Annotated in this window: 17 protein-coding genes; 12 read left to right on the forward strand and 5 right to left on the reverse strand. The window is 67.3% G+C overall.

The genetic code is table 11. The annotated features are described in order from the left end of the window. Positions 1 to 51: 51 nt before the first annotated feature. The gene (locus tag OHA42_RS00570) at positions 52 to 558 is read right to left on the reverse strand and encodes a DUF2505 domain-containing protein (protein WP_406233602.1); all 507 of its coding nucleotides are present in this window, start codon (positions 556 to 558) and stop codon (positions 52 to 54) included. 73 nt (positions 559 to 631) lie between these two features. Between OHA42_RS00570 and OHA42_RS00575 the strand changes: the two genes are divergently transcribed. From OHA42_RS00575 to OHA42_RS00590, 4 genes are all read left to right on the forward strand, one after another. Continuing rightward, complete coding sequence (locus OHA42_RS00575) at positions 632 to 1060, forward strand: DUF3592 domain-containing protein (protein WP_406238961.1); 429 nt, start codon at positions 632 to 634, stop codon at positions 1058 to 1060. A gap of 90 nt (positions 1061 to 1150) precedes the next feature. Beyond that, on the forward strand, positions 1151 to 2293 hold the full coding sequence (locus tag OHA42_RS00580) for a glycosyltransferase family 4 protein (RefSeq protein WP_406233605.1): 1143 nt from the start codon (positions 1151 to 1153) through the stop codon (positions 2291 to 2293). A gap of 224 nt (positions 2294 to 2517) precedes the next feature. Then, positions 2518 to 3159: a demethylmenaquinone methyltransferase gene (locus OHA42_RS00585; protein ID WP_406238963.1), complete on the forward strand. Its 642-nt coding sequence runs from the start codon at positions 2518 to 2520 to the stop codon at positions 3157 to 3159. Positions 3160 to 3383: 224 nt separating this feature from the next. After that, positions 3384 to 7634, forward strand: coding sequence for a molybdopterin-dependent oxidoreductase (locus OHA42_RS00590; protein WP_406233607.1), 4251 nt, complete (start codon positions 3384 to 3386; stop codon positions 7632 to 7634). A 50-nt stretch (positions 7635 to 7684) separates the two neighbouring features. Here OHA42_RS00590 and OHA42_RS00595 read toward each other — a convergent pair whose 3' ends face one another. Beyond that, entirely contained in the window at positions 7685 to 8719 is a 1035-nt protein-coding gene (locus OHA42_RS00595) for an aldo/keto reductase (RefSeq protein ID WP_406233609.1), read from the reverse strand. Positions 8720 to 8801: 82 nt separating this feature from the next. On the opposite strand from OHA42_RS00595, the gene OHA42_RS00600 reads away from it, so the two are divergent. The 3 genes from OHA42_RS00600 to OHA42_RS00610 all read left to right on the forward strand — a co-directional run bounded on the left by OHA42_RS00600 (position 8802) and on the right by OHA42_RS00610 (position 10084). Continuing rightward, positions 8802 to 9422: a TetR/AcrR family transcriptional regulator gene (locus tag OHA42_RS00600; protein WP_406233611.1), complete on the forward strand. Its 621-nt coding sequence runs from the start codon at positions 8802 to 8804 to the stop codon at positions 9420 to 9422. Positions 9423 to 9509: 87 nt separating this feature from the next. After that, complete coding sequence (locus OHA42_RS00605; protein WP_406233613.1) at positions 9510 to 9746, forward strand: hypothetical protein; 237 nt, start codon at positions 9510 to 9512, stop codon at positions 9744 to 9746. A 113-nt stretch (positions 9747 to 9859) separates the two neighbouring features. Further along, positions 9860 to 10084 (forward strand): hypothetical protein, encoded by a 225-nt coding sequence (locus OHA42_RS00610; RefSeq protein WP_406233615.1) that lies wholly within the window; start codon positions 9860 to 9862, stop codon positions 10082 to 10084. Between the two features lie 4 nt (positions 10085 to 10088). Here the strand turns inward: OHA42_RS00610 and menD are convergent, their stop codons facing one another. The 3 genes from menD to OHA42_RS00625 form a co-directional block, all read right to left on the reverse strand. Beyond that, on the reverse strand, positions 10089 to 11732 hold the full coding sequence (gene menD, locus OHA42_RS00615; protein WP_406233617.1) for a 2-succinyl-5-enolpyruvyl-6-hydroxy-3-cyclohexene-1-carboxylic-acid synthase: 1644 nt from the start codon (positions 11730 to 11732) through the stop codon (positions 10089 to 10091). Between the two features lie 173 nt (positions 11733 to 11905). Beyond that, on the reverse strand, positions 11906 to 12352 hold the full coding sequence (locus OHA42_RS00620) for a DUF6918 family protein (RefSeq protein ID WP_328406590.1): 447 nt from the start codon (positions 12350 to 12352) through the stop codon (positions 11906 to 11908). 86 nt (positions 12353 to 12438) lie between these two features. Next, positions 12439 to 13095: a PaaI family thioesterase gene (locus OHA42_RS00625; protein WP_406233619.1), complete on the reverse strand. Its 657-nt coding sequence runs from the start codon at positions 13093 to 13095 to the stop codon at positions 12439 to 12441. Positions 13096 to 13209: 114 nt separating this feature from the next. Here OHA42_RS00625 and OHA42_RS00630 point away from each other — a divergent pair, with 114 nt between their 5' ends. From OHA42_RS00630 to OHA42_RS00650, 5 genes are all read left to right on the forward strand, one after another. Further along, on the forward strand, positions 13210 to 14103 hold the full coding sequence (locus OHA42_RS00630; RefSeq protein ID WP_328406592.1) for a 1,4-dihydroxy-2-naphthoyl-CoA synthase: 894 nt from the start codon (positions 13210 to 13212) through the stop codon (positions 14101 to 14103). Between the two features lie 47 nt (positions 14104 to 14150). Beyond that, on the forward strand, positions 14151 to 14543 hold the full coding sequence (locus tag OHA42_RS00635; RefSeq protein WP_328406593.1) for a VOC family protein: 393 nt from the start codon (positions 14151 to 14153) through the stop codon (positions 14541 to 14543). Positions 14544 to 14906: 363 nt separating this feature from the next. Then, positions 14907 to 16043: an o-succinylbenzoate--CoA ligase gene (gene menE, locus OHA42_RS00640; RefSeq protein WP_406238965.1), complete on the forward strand. Its 1137-nt coding sequence runs from the start codon at positions 14907 to 14909 to the stop codon at positions 16041 to 16043. An 88-nt stretch (positions 16044 to 16131) separates the two neighbouring features. Continuing rightward, positions 16132 to 17121: an ATP-binding cassette domain-containing protein gene (locus OHA42_RS00645; RefSeq protein ID WP_406233621.1), complete on the forward strand. Its 990-nt coding sequence runs from the start codon at positions 16132 to 16134 to the stop codon at positions 17119 to 17121. Continuing rightward, entirely contained in the window at positions 17118 to 17963 is an 846-nt protein-coding gene (locus OHA42_RS00650; protein WP_406233623.1) for an ABC transporter permease, read from the forward strand. The genes OHA42_RS00645 and OHA42_RS00650 overlap by 4 nt, the downstream gene beginning before the upstream one ends. The last annotated feature ends 100 nt before the right edge of the window (positions 17964 to 18063 follow it).

Consider the following 18063-nt stretch of genomic DNA (forward strand, 5'->3'; position numbering starts at 1 on the left):
CGACTGGCCCCGGCTTGCGCCGGGGCGACGGGTGGCGGAGATCGGGTCGAATCAGGCAGTGGCCTGGGCGGCCAGCCACTCCTGACAGAACTTGCGCTCGCTGTTGAGCACCCGATGGAACAACTGCTCGGCAAGCGGCTCGATGGCGGCGCCGACCAGCGGCACCTTCACCTGCACGGTGCCGACGACCTCGATCTCCGACCCCTCGGCAGTCGGGCGCAGCTCATAGTTCCCCGACATCTCCGTGGTGATGCCACCGGTGGCGCCTTCGAAAGTGCCCTTGGCGATCTCGCCGTCGAGCGCCTGCCAGTCATCGGTGCGCGAAAGCACGAGCTCGCTCTTGAGCACCTTGCCGACGATGCTGGGAACCTTGTCCCGGCTTGCCTTTTCGGTCATGTGAATGCGGATCGTGCCCGCACCGTCCGGGTGCGATAGGTCGATCGTGGCGGTCTGGGCGTCCGCGAAGCGCGCGGCCCAGACGGCATCGGTGGTGAGTGCCCGGTGAAGATCTTCGACCGGGACTGTGTATTGCACGGTGAAGCTGAATTTTCGGGACATGGGCGCACACGGTATCCGAGGCGGCAAGTAGCCTGTTGCGGTGTCGGAAACCAGCCAGTCTGAAAGGCGGTCGATCCGCCTGCGGCGGGCCGAGATCAGCATCCTCACGGTCGCGATCGTCCTCACTACCCTCGTTGTCCTGCTCGTGCTCGCGGCCTGGCGCAACGACTATCTGATCAGCTCCGACAAAGGCGTGACCACCGCCGAAGTGCTCTCCGCGGGCCGGTTGCGCTCGGCGGTCATGTACGTCACACCGGATGGGGAGACGCATAATCCGAAGGTCGGGGTGCTCTATCCGACCAATCTGACCGCGGGCGAGCGGATCAATGTGGAGTACAACCGCAGTGATCCGGATCTGGTCCGAGTGGCGGGACGCGACGCGAGCGTCGCCGTGCTGCCCGCGCTCTCGGTGATCGTGGTGGTGTGGTTGATCGCACTGCCGACGCTGTGGATACTGCTGCGCGTCGGCCGGCGCAGGGCGAAACCGGTCCCGGCTCGCTGACCGGCCGTGCCCCCGACATTTCGCCGGAACTTTCCGTCCTGGTCACGTCGGCGTGACGGCACGGCGCGGTGTACCGGTCAGTCTCGAGTGGTGCGAGTAGCCATCGTTGCGGAGTCGTTCCTGCCGAATATGAACGGCGTCGTGAATTCCGTGCTGAAGGTGCTGGACCATCTGGACCAGCACGGCCATGAGGCGCTCGTGGTCGCCCCCGACACCCCGCGCGGGCGGCCCACCGCCCCGCGCTTCTACGGTCGTTTCCCGGTGCATCGGGTCCCCGCGGTGATGGTGCCGAAGATCAGTTCGCTGCCGGTCGGCCTGCCACAGCCGGGCATCACCGCCGCCATCGCCGATTTCGACGCGGACGTGGTGCACCTGGCCTCGCCGTTCTTGCTCGGCGCCGGTGGCCTGGCCGCCGCACTGCGATTGGACCTGCCCGCGGTGGCCGTCTATCAGACCGATGTCGCCGGGTTCGCCAAGAGCTACGGGCTCGGATTGGCCAGTCGTGCGGCCTGGGGCTGGACCCGGCGCATCCACGAGGGCGCCACCCGCACGCTCGCGCCGTCGCGGGCGGCCGCGGAAGATCTCGCGCGGCACGGTATTCCGCGGGTGCACCGGTGGGGTCGCGGCGTCGATATCGCCCGGTTCACCCCGTCGGCACGGCGAGAAGAGCTGCGCGCAGCCTGGCTGTCGGGACAGCAGAAGCTGATCGTCGGGTTCGTCGGGCGGCTGGCTCCGGAAAAGCATGTCGAACGGCTCGCGGTGCTTGCCGGCGACCGCGATATCCAACTGGTGATCGTCGGCGACGGTCCGGAACGGGCCCGGCTGGCCCGGCTGATGCCGACCGCCGTGTTCACCGGCGAGCTCGGCGGCGACGAATTGGCGCAGGCCTACGCCGGCCTGGATGTGATGGTGCACGCCGGAGAGCACGAAACGTTCTGTCAGGGCGTGCAGGAAGCACTGGCCGCCGGGGTTCCGGTGATCGGCCCGGACGCGGGCGGTCCACGCGACCTCATCGCGCACTGCCGCAACGGATACCTGCTCCCGGTCGATCGCTTCACCGAACTGCTGCCGAGCGCCGTCGGTGCGCTGCACGATCCGACGTTACGAACCCGATTCGCCGCCGCCGCCCGCAAGTCGGTACTGCACCGCACCTGGCCCGCGATCTGCACCGAATTGATGGGCCACTACGCGGCCGTGACAGGACAGCAGATCCGACTGCCACACACTGCCTGATGTCACTGCCGGACGGAGTCCGTCGTCAGTCGCGCCGGGTCGAGCGAAGGCGAGACAGCCGCCAGACCCGCGGGAACCGGGCGCGGGCATGGTCCGCGGCAGTTGTGCCCGGGATCATGGCCGGTGCGGACTGGACGGCGCGTTACTGTCGGGGGGTGGCGAAAACAGAGCAGCGGGAATCGGTTCGGGCCTCGCTGGACAAGCAGCCGCGGGAGGTCGCGTCGATGTTCGACGGGGTCGCGAAGCGGTACGACCTGACCAACACCGTCATTTCCATGGGCCAGGACAGATACTGGCGCTGGGCGGTGCGCAAGGCGCTGGCGGGACGGCCGGGTGAGCGCGTGCTCGACCTCGCGGCAGGCACCGGGATCTCCACGCTCGACCTGGCGAAATCCGGCGCCTGGTGTCTGGCGGCCGACTTCTCCCAGGGCATGCTCGCCGCGGGCAAGTTCCGCAATGTGCCGATGGTCGCGGCCGATGCCACCGCGCTGCCCTTCGCCGACAATTCCTTCGATGCGGTGACGATCTCCTACGGACTCCGCAATATTTCCGAAAGCGAGCAGGCGCTGCGCGAGATGCTCCGGGTCACCAAGCCCGGCGGCAGGCTGCTGGTCTGTGAGTTCTCCACGCCGATCATTCCGGTCTTCAGCACCGTGTACATGGAGTACCTGATGAAGGCGCTGCCGAAGGTGGCGCGAGCGGTCAGTAGCAATCCGGATGCCTATGTGTACCTGGCCGAATCCGTCCGCGCCTGGCCGAATCAGCGGCAGCTGGCCGTGCGGATCGCCGACGCGGGCTGGTCGGCGGTGAAATGGCGCAATCTGACCGGCGGCATTGTCGCGATGCACCGCGGATACAAGCTCTGACGGTTGTGCGGTGACCGCACTCACACCGCGTCCCGGCCGAGGTGGTTATGGTGCGGTTACCGCCGATATCGCCGGTGAAATGCGGCATTCACCCAGCTGGACGGGCGATATCGAGACACCGGGACGCGCACCTCACCGCTCTCGGCTCCCGCTGTGAGGAAAATTGTCATCTGGCGATAACGCTGGGTAAATAGGTCGCAACCGGTGATCGCCATGATCGAGGCATGTCGGACGCAGTGACAGAGAGCGCGCCGGGCACGGCCAAGACGGCGTGCTCATACTGCGGCGTCGGCTGCGGCATCACGGTGCAGACGCGAACCGATGCGAGTGGTGCGACGGTGATCGCGAAGGTGAGCGGCGACAAACTGCATCCCGCGAACGCAGGCAGGCTGTGCACCAAGGGCGCTACCCACCTGGATCTGATGCGGGCGCCGGGACGGATGGAAACCGCCTACCGGCGGCCCGCGCGGGACCAGGCTCCGGTGCCGGTGTCGGTCGACGAGGCCGTGCGCGAGGCGGCGGCTCGGCTGCGGGCCATCCTGGACGAGCACGGACCGGACGCGATCGCGCTGTATGTGTCCGGGCAGATGTCGCTGGAAGCGCAATACCTGGCGACGAAGCTTGCCAAGGGATACCTGCGCACCATCCACATCGAGGCCAATTCCCGGCTATGCATGGCCAGTGCCGGGACCGGGTACAAACAGTCGCTCGGCGCCGACGGGCCGCCTGGATCCTACGACGACTTCGAACACGCCGATCTGTTCTTCGTGATCGGCGCGAATATGGCCGACTGCCATCCGATCCTGTATCTGCGGATGGTCGATCGGATCAAGGCGGGCGCGAAGCTGATCGTCGTCGATCCGCGGCGCACCGACACCGCGGCACGCGCCGACCTGTTCTTGCAGCTCGCGCCTGGCACCGATCTGGCGCTACTGAACGGGCTGCTGCATCTGCTCGTCGACAACGGTGACATCGACGAGGACTTCATCGCCGAGCACACCGAAGGCTGGGCGTCGATGCCCGAATTCCTCGCCGACTACACCCCCGAGCAGGTCGCCGAGATCACCGGCCTCGCCGTGGCCGACATCCGCACCGCCGCACGCTGGATCGGCGAGGCAGGTGAATGGATGACGCTGTGGACGATGGGGCTCAACCAGTCCACCCACGGCACCTGGAACACCAACGCCATCTGCAATCTGCACCTGGCCACCGGCGCCATCTGCCGTCCCGGCAGTGGACCGTTCTCGCTCACCGGTCAGCCGAATGCCATGGGCGGTCGCGAAATGGGTTACATGGGTCCGGGTTTACCCGGCCAGCGCAGCGTGCTCGCCGCCGCCGATCGGGCCTTCGTGGAGACCGCGTGGGGCATAGAGCCCGGCACGCTGCGGACCGAGGCCGGGCCGGGCACCATCGATATGTTCCGTCGGCTGTCGGACGGCAGCATCAAGGCTGCGTGGATCATCTGCACCAATCCGGTTGCCACCGTCGCCAATCGGAAGACGGTCATCGCCGGACTCGAGGCCGCCGAGCTGGTGATCGCCCAGGACACGTACACCGAGACCGCGACCAATGCCTACGCCGATCTGCTGTTGCCCGCCACGCTGTGGGCCGAAGCCGATGCGGTGATGGTGAATTCCGAACGCAACGTCACGCTGTTGCAGCGGTCGGTCGATCCGATCGGCGAGGCGCGGCCGGACTGGCTGCTGATCGCGCAGGTTGCCACCGCGATGGGATTCGACGGCTTCGATTTCGCCTCCAGTGCAGAGGTTTTCGCCGAGCTCCGCAGGTTCGCCAATCCCGCCACCGGCTACGACCTGCGCGGCATGAGCTTCGAGCAGCTGCGTGCCGGACCGATGCAGTGGCCGTGCGCCGAGCCCGGCGCGCGGCGCAACCCGATCCGTTATCTCAACGACGGTGTCAGCCAAGAGCTTTTCGTCGACGAGGCGGGCCGTCGGCCGCGACTGGCGTTCGCAACGCCGAGTCGTCGCGCGGTGTTCTGGCCGCGCCCGCACCTGGCCCCGGCGGAAATGCCCGACGACGATTATCCGTTCGTGCTCAATACCGGCCGGTTGCAGCATCAATGGCACACCATGACCAAGACCGGCAAGGTCGCCGCACTGACCAAGTTGAACGGGCAGCCGTTCGTCGAGGTGCATCCGGCGGATGCGCAACGGCTCGGTATTCAGGCAGGCGATCAGCTCGAAATAGCCTCGCGACGTGGGCGAGCTGTGCTACCCGCGCAGATCAGTGACCGGGTGCGTCCCGGCGACTGCTTTGCACCGTTCCACTGGAACGACGAGCAGGGCGAGTACCTGACCATCAACGCGGTGACCAACGACGCTGTCGACCCGGCATCCCTGCAGCCGGAGTTCAAGGCGTGTGCGGTGTCGTTGCGCCGGGTCGCGCCGGTGCCGCGGTCCGAATCGCCTGCCGCGCCCGAATCTCCCGCGACGCCCGACATTTCCGGAGCGCAGCCCGCGCTGTTCAACGTGCTCGAAGGAGCCGCCTTCCGCGGCACCCACCCGTTGGCCACCGCACTCGGACTCGACGCGGCCACGACGCCGACCCTCACCGAGCACGAACGCATCTACCTCGCTGGATACCTCTCGGCGCTGCAATCGATTCCGGTCACCGGACAGCCGGTGCTGCCCGAGTCCGCACCGCTGTCCCTGCACAGTCGGTTCTGGATCGATGGACTGCTCGCAGGCATGTACTCCCGCGCCGCGGCCGCGACGACGACCGACGACATCGCCGCCCAGCCGCCGATCACCATCCTGTGGGCCTCGCAGACCGGTAATGCCGAGGAACTCGCGGCGACCACGGCTGCCCGCCTCGCCGACAACGGCTATCTGCCGAGACTGCTGGATATGGACTCGTGCGAGCTGAGCGGGCTGACCGGCGATGTGTTGTTGATTACCAGCACCTTCGGCGACGGCGGACCACCGGACAACGGCGCCGATTTCTGGAGCCGCCTCGACGACAGCGCGGCCCGGCTGACCGGCGTACGGTACGCGGTGCTCGCACTCGGCGACTCCTCCTACGACGACTTCTGCGGCCACGGACGCAAACTGGACCAGAAATTCGCCGAACATGGTGCAACCCGGCTGCTTACGCGCATCGACACCGAACCCGACTTCGAAGAGCCCGCGGCGCAGTGGCTCGACAATGTCCTTGCCGCACTCGGCGGCTCGTCGACCGGTGAACCGTCCGAGACGGACACACCGCCGACGCCGGGGCCGAGCGCTCCTGCCCCTACTCGGACCGCGGTGCGCGCAGGCGGAGCAGGCACGCTGGTGCTGACCCGTACGCCCGCGCCCGCACTCGACCGCACACAGCGCGCCGAGCCTGCACCCTTCACCCGCAATGCGCCGGTCGCCGCCCCGCTGGTGCGCAACGAACCGCTCTCGCGCGCCGGATCATCGAAAGAGGTGCGGCAGTTCGGGTTCGATCTGCGCGAGCTGGAGGCCGTTTACGAGGTCGGCGATTCGCTGGGGGTGTGGCCTGCCAACTGCGAGTCGCTCGTCGCGGAGTGGCTAGAGACAACCGGGCTGGACGGCCGCAGGATCGTCGAAATCGACAACAGGGAACTGCCGCTGGTCGATGCGCTGCGAACCCACTACGACATCACCAGGGTCGGCCAGGATCTGCTCGGTTTCATCGCCGAACGCAACCACAGCATTCAGCTCGCCAAGCTGCTGCGCCGCGACAATCGCAACGAGCTCGACAAATACCTGTGGGACCGGCAAGCCGTCGATGTGCTGCGCGACTTCCCGGTGCGGGCCGATCTCGTCGAATGGCTCGGCGCCATGAAAAAGCTGCAGCCGCGCCAGTATTCGATCTCCTCCAGCCCGCTGGTCAGCCCGGACGAGGTGCAGCTCACCGTCGGGATCGTCCGCTACGGCGATCCGGCGGCGACCGGATCCGCCGACCGCCGCGGCGGGGTGTGCTCGACGTTCCTGGCCGATCGCGGCACCGCCGTCCCGATCTTCCTGCACCGGTCCCCGCACTTCCGACCGCCGCTCGACCCGACAGCGCCGATGATCATGGTCGGTCCCGGCACCGGCATCGCCCCGTTCCGCGGCTTCCTCCAGGAGCGGCGCGCACTCGGCTGCACCGGCCGCAACTGGCTGTTCTTCGGCGACCAGCACGCCGCCGAGAACTTCTACTATCGCGCCGAGTGGGAAGACATGTTCCGCTCCGGCTTCCTCACCCGACTCGATCTCGCCTTCTCCCGCGACCAGCGTGAGCGAATCTACGTGCAGCACCGGATGATCGAGCACGGCGCGGAACTGTGGTCCTGGCTGCGCGACGGTGCGCACTTCTACGTCTGCGGCGATGCCGCTCGGATGGCCAAGGACGTCGACGACGCCCTGCTACGCATTGCCCGGATCCACGGCAAGCTCGACGAGGACGGCGCGCTGGCCTTCAAGAAGCAACTCATCGCCGAGAAGCGCTACGTCCGCGACGTTTACTGATACGTCCTGCCTCGGGGCACCGGCTGGAGGGTGTCGGCGATGGGTTTCTCCTAGACCGCGGGCGGGTTGAGCCGGGCGAAGTCGGGCAGGCGGTAATACGGGTAGTACGGGTACGGCGGCGTGGTCGCGCTGGCCTTGTCGAGCCGGGAGATCTGGTCGGCGGACAGGTGCCAGCCGACGGCACCGAGGTTCTGGCGCAACTGTTCCTCGTTGCGGGCGCCGACGATCACCGTTGCGACGGTGGGTCGGCTCAGCAGCCAGTTGAGTGCGATCTGCGGGACCGTCCTGTCGGTTTCCGCGGCGAGCTCGTCGAGTACGTCGACCACGTTGTAGAGGTGCTCGTCGTCGACCGGCGGGCCTGCCTCAGCTGTCTGGTGCAGTCGACTTCCGTCCGGAAGCGGTTGTCCACGGCGGATTTTGCCGGTCAGCCTGCCCCAGCCCAGTGGGCTCCAGACCACCGCGCCGACACCCTGATCCCGGCCGAGGGGCATCAGCTCCCACTCGTAGTCGCGGCCGACCAGCGAGTAGTACACCTGGTGCGCGACGTAGCGGGTCAGGCCGTTCCGATCGGCCGCGGCAAGGGATTTCATCAGCTGCCAGCCCGCGAAATTGGATGCGCCGAGGTAGCGGATCTTGCCTGCGCGGACCAGATCGTCCAGTGCGGCAAGGACTTCCTCGACCGGGGTGTGCGCGTCGAAGGCGTGCAGCTGGAACAGGTCGATGTAGTCGGTGCCCAGCCTGCGCAGCGATCCCTCGACCGCGTTGATGAGCCGGGCCCGCCCCGAACCCGCGTCGTAGGGGCCGGGACCGGTCGGCAGACTCGCCTTCGTCGACAGCAGCAGCTGATCGCGGCGTCCCTTGATCGCCGCGCCGAGCACCTCTTCGGAGGCACCGTCGGAATAGACATCGGCCGTGTCGAACATGGTGACGCCTGCCTCCAGGCTGATGTCCACCATGCGTCGTGCCTGTTCGGCATCGGTGTCGCCCCAGGCGCTGAAGAGTTCGCCACGACCGCCGAAAGTGCCCGCGCCGAAACTCAAGGCCGGGACGAGCAAACCTGATGCGCCGAGCCGCCGGTACTCCATGATGACTCCTAAAGGGTCTATAGTTCCGTTAACATCTGGAACAGTACACCCGTCGCGCCATAAATGAAACTGGAGTCCCGTTATGACGTCCGAGGAGCTCACTCCCGGCTCGGTCCGCCCTGGTGGACGCACCGCACGCGTACGCGAGGCGGTACTGCAAGCGGCAGGCGATCTGCTGGCCGAACGCGGCTTCGCCCACCTGGATCTCGCCGAGGTCGCCGCACGGGCCGAGGTCGGCAAGACCACCGCGTACCGTCGCTGGCGCACCCCGACCGGACTGGTCATCGACCTGCTCGTGGACATGGCCGAACAGTCGCTGCCGCACGCCGACACCGGCTCCCTGCTCGGCGATCTGACCGCAAACGCCCGGCTGGTAGCCAAGACATTGACCGACACGCGCCAAGGCAGGCTCTTCCAGGCCGTCATCTCCGCCGCGACCTGTGACGACACCGCCGCCACTGCCCTGCACCGCTTTTACGACATCCGCCTCACCGAATGGTCCCCCTGTGTGCAGGCCGCGATCACCCGCGGTGAGGTTCCCGAAGGCACCGACGCACGCGCGGTCCTCTCCGCGGTCTCGGCGCCCCTCTACTACCGTCTGCTCGCCTCGGGCGACCCCATCGACGACCTCGCGGCAACAACGGCCGCCCACGCCGCGACGAGCGCCGCTGCGGCGGGCCTGTTCGTGGCCGCCCCGCGGTGATCCGGCACGGTGATTCGCGTTCCTCGCACCCGCCGTCGCAACCAAGTCGTAGCGGCGAAAAGTGCTGGAAAAGCGGATAATTGGGAGATGAAGGGTGATCGTGTAGAGGTGGTCGTCGACTTCGGCGACGGGTCTCGAAGCTATGAAGTGGTCGCGACAAGGGCGGGCCGGCGCGTAGACGTCCGGATCGCGCGCGGCGTTGTCGAAGTCAGCGAAGTGACGAGGACCGGAGTCGCGGTTCGCACCGCGCGGTTCATGGCGAACCGGACGCTGGCGCTGGTGGAGTACCCGGCGAACGGAACCGGTGCGATCGGGGGCGAGTAACAGCGGGGTTGCCGCATCGCGCGCGGCGGAGCATTCTCGATGCGTATCCGACTGTTGTCCTACTCCGTCGTGGGTGATCCACGCAGGAGGCACCAGCGGAGAGGAGCGAACGAATGACCGATCGCAACACGTCCCGCGCCATGGACGTGGTTCCGGAAGCCGATCTCGCCGAACAATCCGTGCCGGCCTATCCGGACGAAATCGTCGACGAGACCGATGAACAGGAGATTGCCGCAGCGGTCGATCGGGACGCGCTGAGCGCGGACCCGGCCGACATCGTCGAGCAATTGATCGCGGTGCCGCTGGAGGACGACCACGACACCGGCCCCGCCTACTGACGCGCTAGGGCGCGATCTTGGCGCGCACCGTGGCATGCAGCTCACGCAGGCTGGACCGTTCGGTCACCACCTCCAGCACCCGTGTTCCGTGAGCCCGTGCGGTCAGCTCTACGGCCAACTGCTCCGGATCGACCTGACGGTGCGGAATGCGGTACGCGGCGCACAGCGCGGCCAGATCCATCCCGTGCGGGGTGCCGAACACTCGCTCGAAGACACCGGCGTACTGCGGGTCGCCCTGTTCGAGCAGTTCGAAGATGCCGCCGCCGTCGTCGTTGGCGACCACGATGGTGAGGTCGGCGGGGCGCGGTTCACCACGCCCGATCAGCAGGCCGGACGCGTCGTGCAAGAAGGTGAGGTCACCCATCAACGCGATCGTGCGGCCTTCGTGATGCAGTGCCGCACCGACCGCAGCGGACACGGTGCCGTCGATGCCCGCGACCCCACGATTGGACAGCACTCGGACGCCGGGCCGCGGCGACGAGACGAGCGCGGCGTCGCGGACCGGGTTCGACGCGCCGAGCAGTAGTTGATCACCCTCGCGCAGCGCATCCATCACCACCGCGGCCACGTGCAGGCCGGTCGGCTTCGGGTGCGCGGCGAGTTCGGCGCGCACCACCTCGTTCGCCCGCGCGTTCAGTTCCCGGCAGTGTGCCAGCCATTCCGGCCGCGGTGCTCCCGTCACCAGCGCGCGAGTACCGGTCCCGACGACATTGCCTGAGACATCGGGCCAGCGCGGCCCGGTGGTCAGCGCGAAGACGGTGACATCCGGGTCGGCGAGCACCCGCGAGACCTGCCGGTGCAGGGTGGGGCGGCCGGTGATGATGGCCTGCTGCGGCTTCAGCAGCGGCAGCGCGAGCGGGTGCAGTGCGGGGCCGTGCATCGGGGCCGTCGGCTCGGCGACGGTCGGCAATGCGGACAGCTCGGGTCGCAGGCCGGCACCATGCCCGGAAATGACGACCGTGTCGGGCGTCAGGTCGATGTCGAGCGGCACATCGAGCGTCGCGTACTGGGTGAGCGTCCAGGCTCGGCCACCCGCGCGGCCGGCCGGCGCGGATTCGCCCGGCGCAAGGTCGGGCACCAGCGGCTCACGCAGCGGGATATCGAAATGCACCGGGCCCGCGTTGCCGGAGCGGGTGCCGCGGGCCGCGGCGAGCACCCGGCAGACCGCCGAGCGCCACAGGCTGTTCTGGTGCCCGTAGGGCGCGCAGTCGGCATTGGCGGATTCGTCCTCGGCGAGGCCGAGACTGATGGTGGCGCGGACCTGGCTACCGAACAGGCCGAGCTGTTCCACCGTCTGGTTGGCGCCGGAACCCAGCATCTCGTAAGGCCGGTTCGCGCTGAGCACCACGAGCGGCACCCGCGCGTAGTTGGCCTCCAGCACCGCGGGCCCGAGGTTGGCCACCGCGGTCCCCGACGTCATGACGACCGGGACGGGCAGCCTGCTCGCGACCGCGAGCCCGACCGCAAGGTATCCGGCGGTCCGTTCGTCGATGCGCATGTGCAGCCGGAGCCGGCCCGCCGCGTCGGCCGCTTGGAGCGCAAAGGCCAACGGAGCGTTGCGTGACCCCGGGCACAGAACGACGTCCCGCACACCCCCGCGCGCGAGTTCGTCGACGACCACCTGCGCTTGTGCTGTAGACGGATTCACGACTCCAGCCTCTCAGACAGTTGCCCCGACGTCTCCGTCGCCCTGCTCACACACGTGTGTTCGAGTGGGTTTTCGCCGCCCGCGTCCACCACCGGACGCGGGCGGCGCAGAAGCGTGCACACCCCGAATCGGCGATGCCGATATCGGTCGGGGTGCGACGCGCGCTGCCGAAATCAGTTGGCGTGCTTCTGAACCAGATCACCCAGCCGCGGCAGGGCCTCGATGACGTTCTTCTTGGCCGAAGAACGCATCGAGGAGTAGACCTTCTTCAGCGCGGGCCTGGTCGAGGAGTCGGCCCGCTCGTCGGTGACGACGAGCAATGCCTCGGCGACCTCGTCTGACTTGGCGACCAGCAGCTCGGCGAATGTGCCTGCGCCGTTGGCCGCGTACTCCTGCCAGAACGGCTCCAACTGCGCGACGAGCTTGGGCGCCAAGGACTCCAGCGCATCAGGCACGATGGACGGGCTGATCTTCTTGACCGCCGCGTATCCACCCTTGACTGCCAGGCCAGACGCACCACCCTTGTCCGACACCTCGGCGTCCAGAACCTCCTTGGCGTCGGCAAGGAAGGCCGTGCGCTTGGCGTCGTCGAGCAGGGATTCAGACAGTGCTGCAACCACTTTCAGGTTCCTCCGGATTGATGTCGATGAACGAGCGCTGGCAACTATACGCACTGGTGCGGAAGGTCACACGGTACTGACCCGGCTCAGGGCTGCCAGGGCAGCAACTCGACCATGAGTCCTTCACAATCCGCGAGCACATTGTCCTGCTCATCGAGCAGCTCCGCGGTGATGAAAGTCTTGCGTCCTTCGATCCGATCGACCCGTCCCTGCACCGTGAGCGGCGTCTCCAGCGGAGTGATTTTCCGGTAGTTGACGTGCAGATATGCGGTTCGGCTTATCGGTCTGCCCGCGTAGTGCACGATCATGCCGAGCAGGTCGTCGAACAGCAGCGGCAGCACGCCGCCGTGCGCGGCGCCGTTGCCGCCGAGATGGAAGCGACGAAATTCACCGGCCATCCGGATTCCATCGGGTCCGGCCTCGGCCACCCGCCACGGCAGCAGCAAAAGGCTGCCGCGCCCTGGTAATTCGACCGCGCGGCCCGCGGGCCCCTGTAGCTCGGGCGCGCGGTAGGGCTCCAGCAGATCGATCAGCTGCCGCGCTTGTGCGAGCGCTTCGCCGAAAACATCGTCGGTGGCGTCGACGGAGACGGCCAGATCCTGCAACGTACGCATCGCCTCGACGAACGGCCCGAAATTGGACCCGATCTTCGCGCGGGAGACCTTGGGAAAGCCCCCGTGCTTCTCGTACCGGGATTCGTCCACCGCGCTCCGGTCGATAACCGGTTTCACTCGCTCGCTCATACCTGCACGGTAACGCGTTGTTTTACACCGTCAAGTCGAAGAATCCGGTGATCGGGCTCCGACCATGGGAAGTCGCTGGCACCCGGCGCGAGGCCGGGGGCAATAATCACTGACGTGACGTTCAATCCGAAGCTGTGGCGGCCCGTTCCCGGGTTCGAGAACCTGACCGACATCACCTACCACCGGCATATCGAGCAGGGCACCGTCCGTGTCGCGTTCGATCGTCCGGAGGTGCGCAATGCGTTCCGGCCGAACACCGTCGACGAGCTCTATCGCGCGCTCGACCACGCCAGGATGACCCCGGACGTCGGCGCGGTGCTGATCACCGGCAACGGGCCTGCGCCGAAGGACGGCGTCTGGGCCTTCTGCTCGGGCGGTGATCAGCGCATCCGCGGCCGCAACGGTTACCAGTACGCCAGCGGCGAGACCGCCGACACGGTCGATCAGGCGCGTGCGGGGCGGCTGCACATCCTGGAGGTGCAGCGGCTGATCCGCTTCATGCCGAAGGTGGTCATCGCGCTGGTCAACGGCTGGGCCGCGGGCGGCGGGCACAGCCTGCACGTGGTCTGCGACCTGACGCTGGCCAGTCGCGAACACGCTCAGTTCAAGCAGACCGACGCCGATGTCGGCAGTTTCGACGGTGGCTACGGCAGCGCTTATCTGGCGAAAATGGTCGGCCAGAAATTCGCACGGGAAATCTTCTTCCTCGGCCGCCCGTACACCGCGGAGGAAATGCATCAGATGGGCGCGGTGAACAAGGTCGTCGATCACGCCGAGCTGGAAAACGTTGCGCTGGAATGGACAGCCGATATCAACGGCAAATCCCCACAGGCCCAGCGCATGCTGAAATACGCGTTCAATCTCCTCGACGACGGCCTGGTCGGCCAGCAGCTGTTCGCCGGTGAAGCCACCCGCATGGCCTACATGACCGACGAGGCCGTCGAGGGCCGCGATGCGTTCCTGGAAAAGCGGAAGCCCGACTGGACACCGTATCCCTGGTACTTCTGACCACCACCGGGTCGCACTTATCGGACTAATCGGACGGATGGTGTGAAATGGACATTCTGAGCAGCCGGATAATCCTGCGTCCGGCCGACCACGCGAAAACGCTCGCGTTCTATCGGGATGGACTCGGGCTCGCCATTGCCAGGGAGTATCCGGGCGGCACGGTTTTCTTCGCTGGACAGTCGCTGGTGGAGGTGGCTGCGCACGGCGGAACGGGAAATTCGACGGCCTTCAGCGGCGCGATCTGGCTGCAGGTCCGCGATGTTTCCGACGCCGCCGCCGAGCTGGCGCTGCAGGGGATCGCGATCGACCGACCGCCGGTGCGCGAGCCATGGGGCCTGATCGAAATGTGGCTGAAAGACCCCGACGGCGTGCCGATCGTGCTGGTCGAGGTGCCCGCCGAGCATCCGATCCGGCGGGATTCGCGCTGGTCACCGGACTGAAGGCCGGATAGGCCATCAGCCGCTACCGGCGGCCCGAGTTGCCAATGCCGAGTCCGGCGAGGACGATAACGCTCGGATGGCTGCCCGACCGCCGATGTCCGGGCCCGCCGCTGTGTACCCCGTCCGACGAGTGAATCGCAGTCTCGATGCCTGGCGTACCCGAACCCCATTCCCGCGCAGCGCACCCACCCCGCGCGCGTCGATCCAGCAAACCGACCCGTTCCGCCGGTGGTGGCGCCGGCATGACACGATCAGACGCGTGAGGGAGCGGAGCGAGCGAGCCATGGGCACAGCGCCTCTGGGCACGACGGAGCCCGGCGTCAGCGAGGTGGAGTCGTGACAACGACCTTACGGACTTTGCCGATGCCGACCGGATCCCGGGTCGGCGATGTGCTGCCACACCTGCGTGAAGCATTGGAAGGGAACGGCCCCGCATGGTTGCCGATCCCGACCAGCGATCGTCGCGAGGCCCAGCGCCTCAGCGACGCCCTCTCCCCTGGTGAGCCGATCGACGACGGCATCGCGCTCGTGGTGACCACCTCGGGCACCACCGGGGTGCCGAAGGGTGCGATGCTCGGCGCGTCCGCGCTGCTTGCCAGCGGCGCGGCCACCCACGACCGGCTCGGTGGGCCGGGCAATTGGCTGCTCGCCCTGCCGACGCACCACATCGCCGGTATCCAGGTGCTGCTGCGCAGCATCCAGGCAGGCACCGAACCCACCGTGCTCGACGTCTCGGGCGGTTTCCTGCCCGAAGCGTTGGCGGGCGCGGTCTCGAGCATGCGTGGACCACGCCGGTACACCGCATTGGTGCCGACTCAGCTGGTCAAGTCGCTCGACACACCCACCGCCGCAGCCGCATTGGCCGAACTGGACGCGGTGCTCGTCGGCGGCGCGGCCACCCCGCTACCGCTCTACGAACGCGCGAAAGCCGCCGGTATCAACGTTGTTCGCACCTACGGCATGAGCGAGACCTGTGGTGGCTGCGTCTACGACGGGGTGCCCCTCACCGGCACCGAAGTGCGCGTCGAAGACGGCCGGGTCCTGCTCGGCGGAGCCATGATCGCCGCAGGCTACCGCAACCAGCCCGATCATCCCGCGTTCGCCGAACCGGGTTGGTTCCGCACCGAGGACGCGGGGACCTTCGACGGCGGCGTGCTCAGCATCAGCGGCCGACTCGACGAGGCGATCACGACCGGCGGCCTGCTGGTGATACCGCAGGTAGTCGAGGCCGTGCTGGGGACGCATCCGTCGATCAGCGAATGCGTGGTGCTCGGACTGCCCGACGAACGACTCGGGCAGCGCGTCGCCGTCGTGGTGGTGCCTGCCGCGGGCGCGACGCCGACCCTGGAGGAATTGCGCGAGCACGTCGTGCGCGAGCTGGACTCCATCGCCGCCCCCCGGGAATTGGCGCTGCTCGACGAGCTACCGCTGATCGGCCCCGGCAAGCCCAACCGCACCGAACTGCGCGCCTATCTGCTGGCCGAGTCGACGCGACAATAGGCTCTCGACCTGCAGTGCATGCCGCTGCAAGTGCGCGTGACACCGTCATGCAAGGGCCGTGCAAGATCGGCCCACCACAGTTCTCTGCATGACTTCTTTCGCACCAACTTCAGCGCTCGCCGTAGAGGCGGACGGCCTGGTCAAGGTGTTCGGGGAACAGCGCGCCGTCGACGGTGTGAGCCTGGCGGTTCCGCAGGGCTCGGTATACGGCGTGCTCGGACCGAACGGCGCAGGCAAGACCACCACCATCAAGATGCTGGCCACCCTGCTGCGGCCGGACGGCGGCAGCGCCCGCATCTTCGGCCGTGACGTCGTCGCCGAACCGACGGCCGTGCGTTCCCTCGTCGGTGTCACCGGCCAGTACGCCTCCGTCGACGAGGACCTGTCGGCCACCGAGAACCTGATCATCTTTTCCCGCCTGCTCGGTCTGAACCGGATCGACTCCCGCCGCAAGGCCGCCGAACTGCTCGAGGAATTCGACCTCACCGAGGCGGCGAACAAGCCGCTGAAGAACTTCTCCGGCGGCATGCGCCGCCGCCTCGATCTGGCCGCCAGCCTGATCGCGACGCCGCCGCTGCTGTTCCTCGATGAGCCGACCACCGGCCTCGACCCGCGCACTCGCGCCCAGATGTGGGAGACCATTCGCCGACTGGTTCGTGGGGGCGCGACAGTGCTGCTCACCACGCAGTACCTGGACGAGGCCGATCAGCTGGCCGACCGGATCGCGGTCATCGACCACGGCAGGGTGATCGCCGACGGCACCGCCGACGAGCTCAAGGCCTCCGTCGGCGGCTCCTCGCTGCACCTGACCCTCGTCGATCGGGCCCAGCTCGAGGAGGCTCGCCGCATCGTCGGTGATTTCCTCGGCGCCGAAGCCCTGATCACGCCGGAGGCCGGCAGGCTCACGGCTCCGCTCGAGGACGCGGGCATGACCGCCGATCTGCTGATTCGCCTGCGCGAGTGGGACATCGCGGTCGACGAGATCACCGTGAGCAAGCCGACCCTCGACGAGGTCTTCCTCACCATTACCGGCCACCCGGCCGACGACGACAACGATTCCGAACGGAGCGCGGCATGACCACCATCACCGAACCGAGCACGGCCGCTGCCGGGCGGCACGCGGCGCCACTCTCGATCCCGGAGGCCAGCAACAAGATCAGCATCCGGCAGACCGTGTCGACCTCGTTCACCATGGCCTACCGCGGCATTCTGAAGATCAAGCACAATCCTGAGCAACTGTTCGATGTGACGGTGCAGCCGATCCTGTTCACCGCGCTGTTCGCCTACATCTTCGGCGGCGCGATCTCCCACAACGTGCACGACTATCTGCCGATCCTCATCCCCGGCATCCTGGTGCAGACGGTGATCCTGACCTCGGTGGTGACCGGCACCCAGTTGCGTGAGGACATGGACAAAGGCGTCTTCGACCGGTTCAAATCGCTGCCCATCGCCCGTATTTCGGCACTGGCCGGCGCGTTGATCGCCGATATGGTGCGCTACGTTCTCGCGACCACCCTGACCATCCTCGTCGGCCTCTGCCTGGGCTACCGGCCCGAAGGCGGCGTGATCGGCGTGGTGGTCGCGGGCTTGGTCATCGTGGTGTGCTCGTTCGCGGTCAGCTGGATCTGGGCGCTGGTCGGTGTCACCGGCAAGAGCGCCGCGGGCGTGCAGGGCATCTCGATGATGGTGATGTTCCCGCTGACCTTCATGTCGGGCGCTTTCGCTCAGGTGAGCACCATGCCGGGCTGGTTGCAGGCGATCAATCACGCAAACCCGGTGTACTACATGGTGAATACGGCCCGAGCGCTGATGAACGGGAACGATTATGGCAGTGACCTGGCCTGGTCGCTGCTCGGCTCGGTCGTCGTGATCGCAATCTTCGCCCCGCTGAGCATCAAGGCGTACATGCGCAGGGCGTGAGCGTCCGGCACCCGAGGTGAGCATCCCTCCAGCCGAATGCCGTGGTGAGAGACGCGAAGTCACTCACCACGGCATTCGGCTTTTTCATGTCGAGCGGTGC

Origin of the sequence: Nocardia sp. NBC_01009, assembly GCF_045208035.1 — a bacterium.
Classification (GTDB): domain Bacteria; phylum Actinomycetota; class Actinomycetes; order Mycobacteriales; family Mycobacteriaceae; genus Nocardia.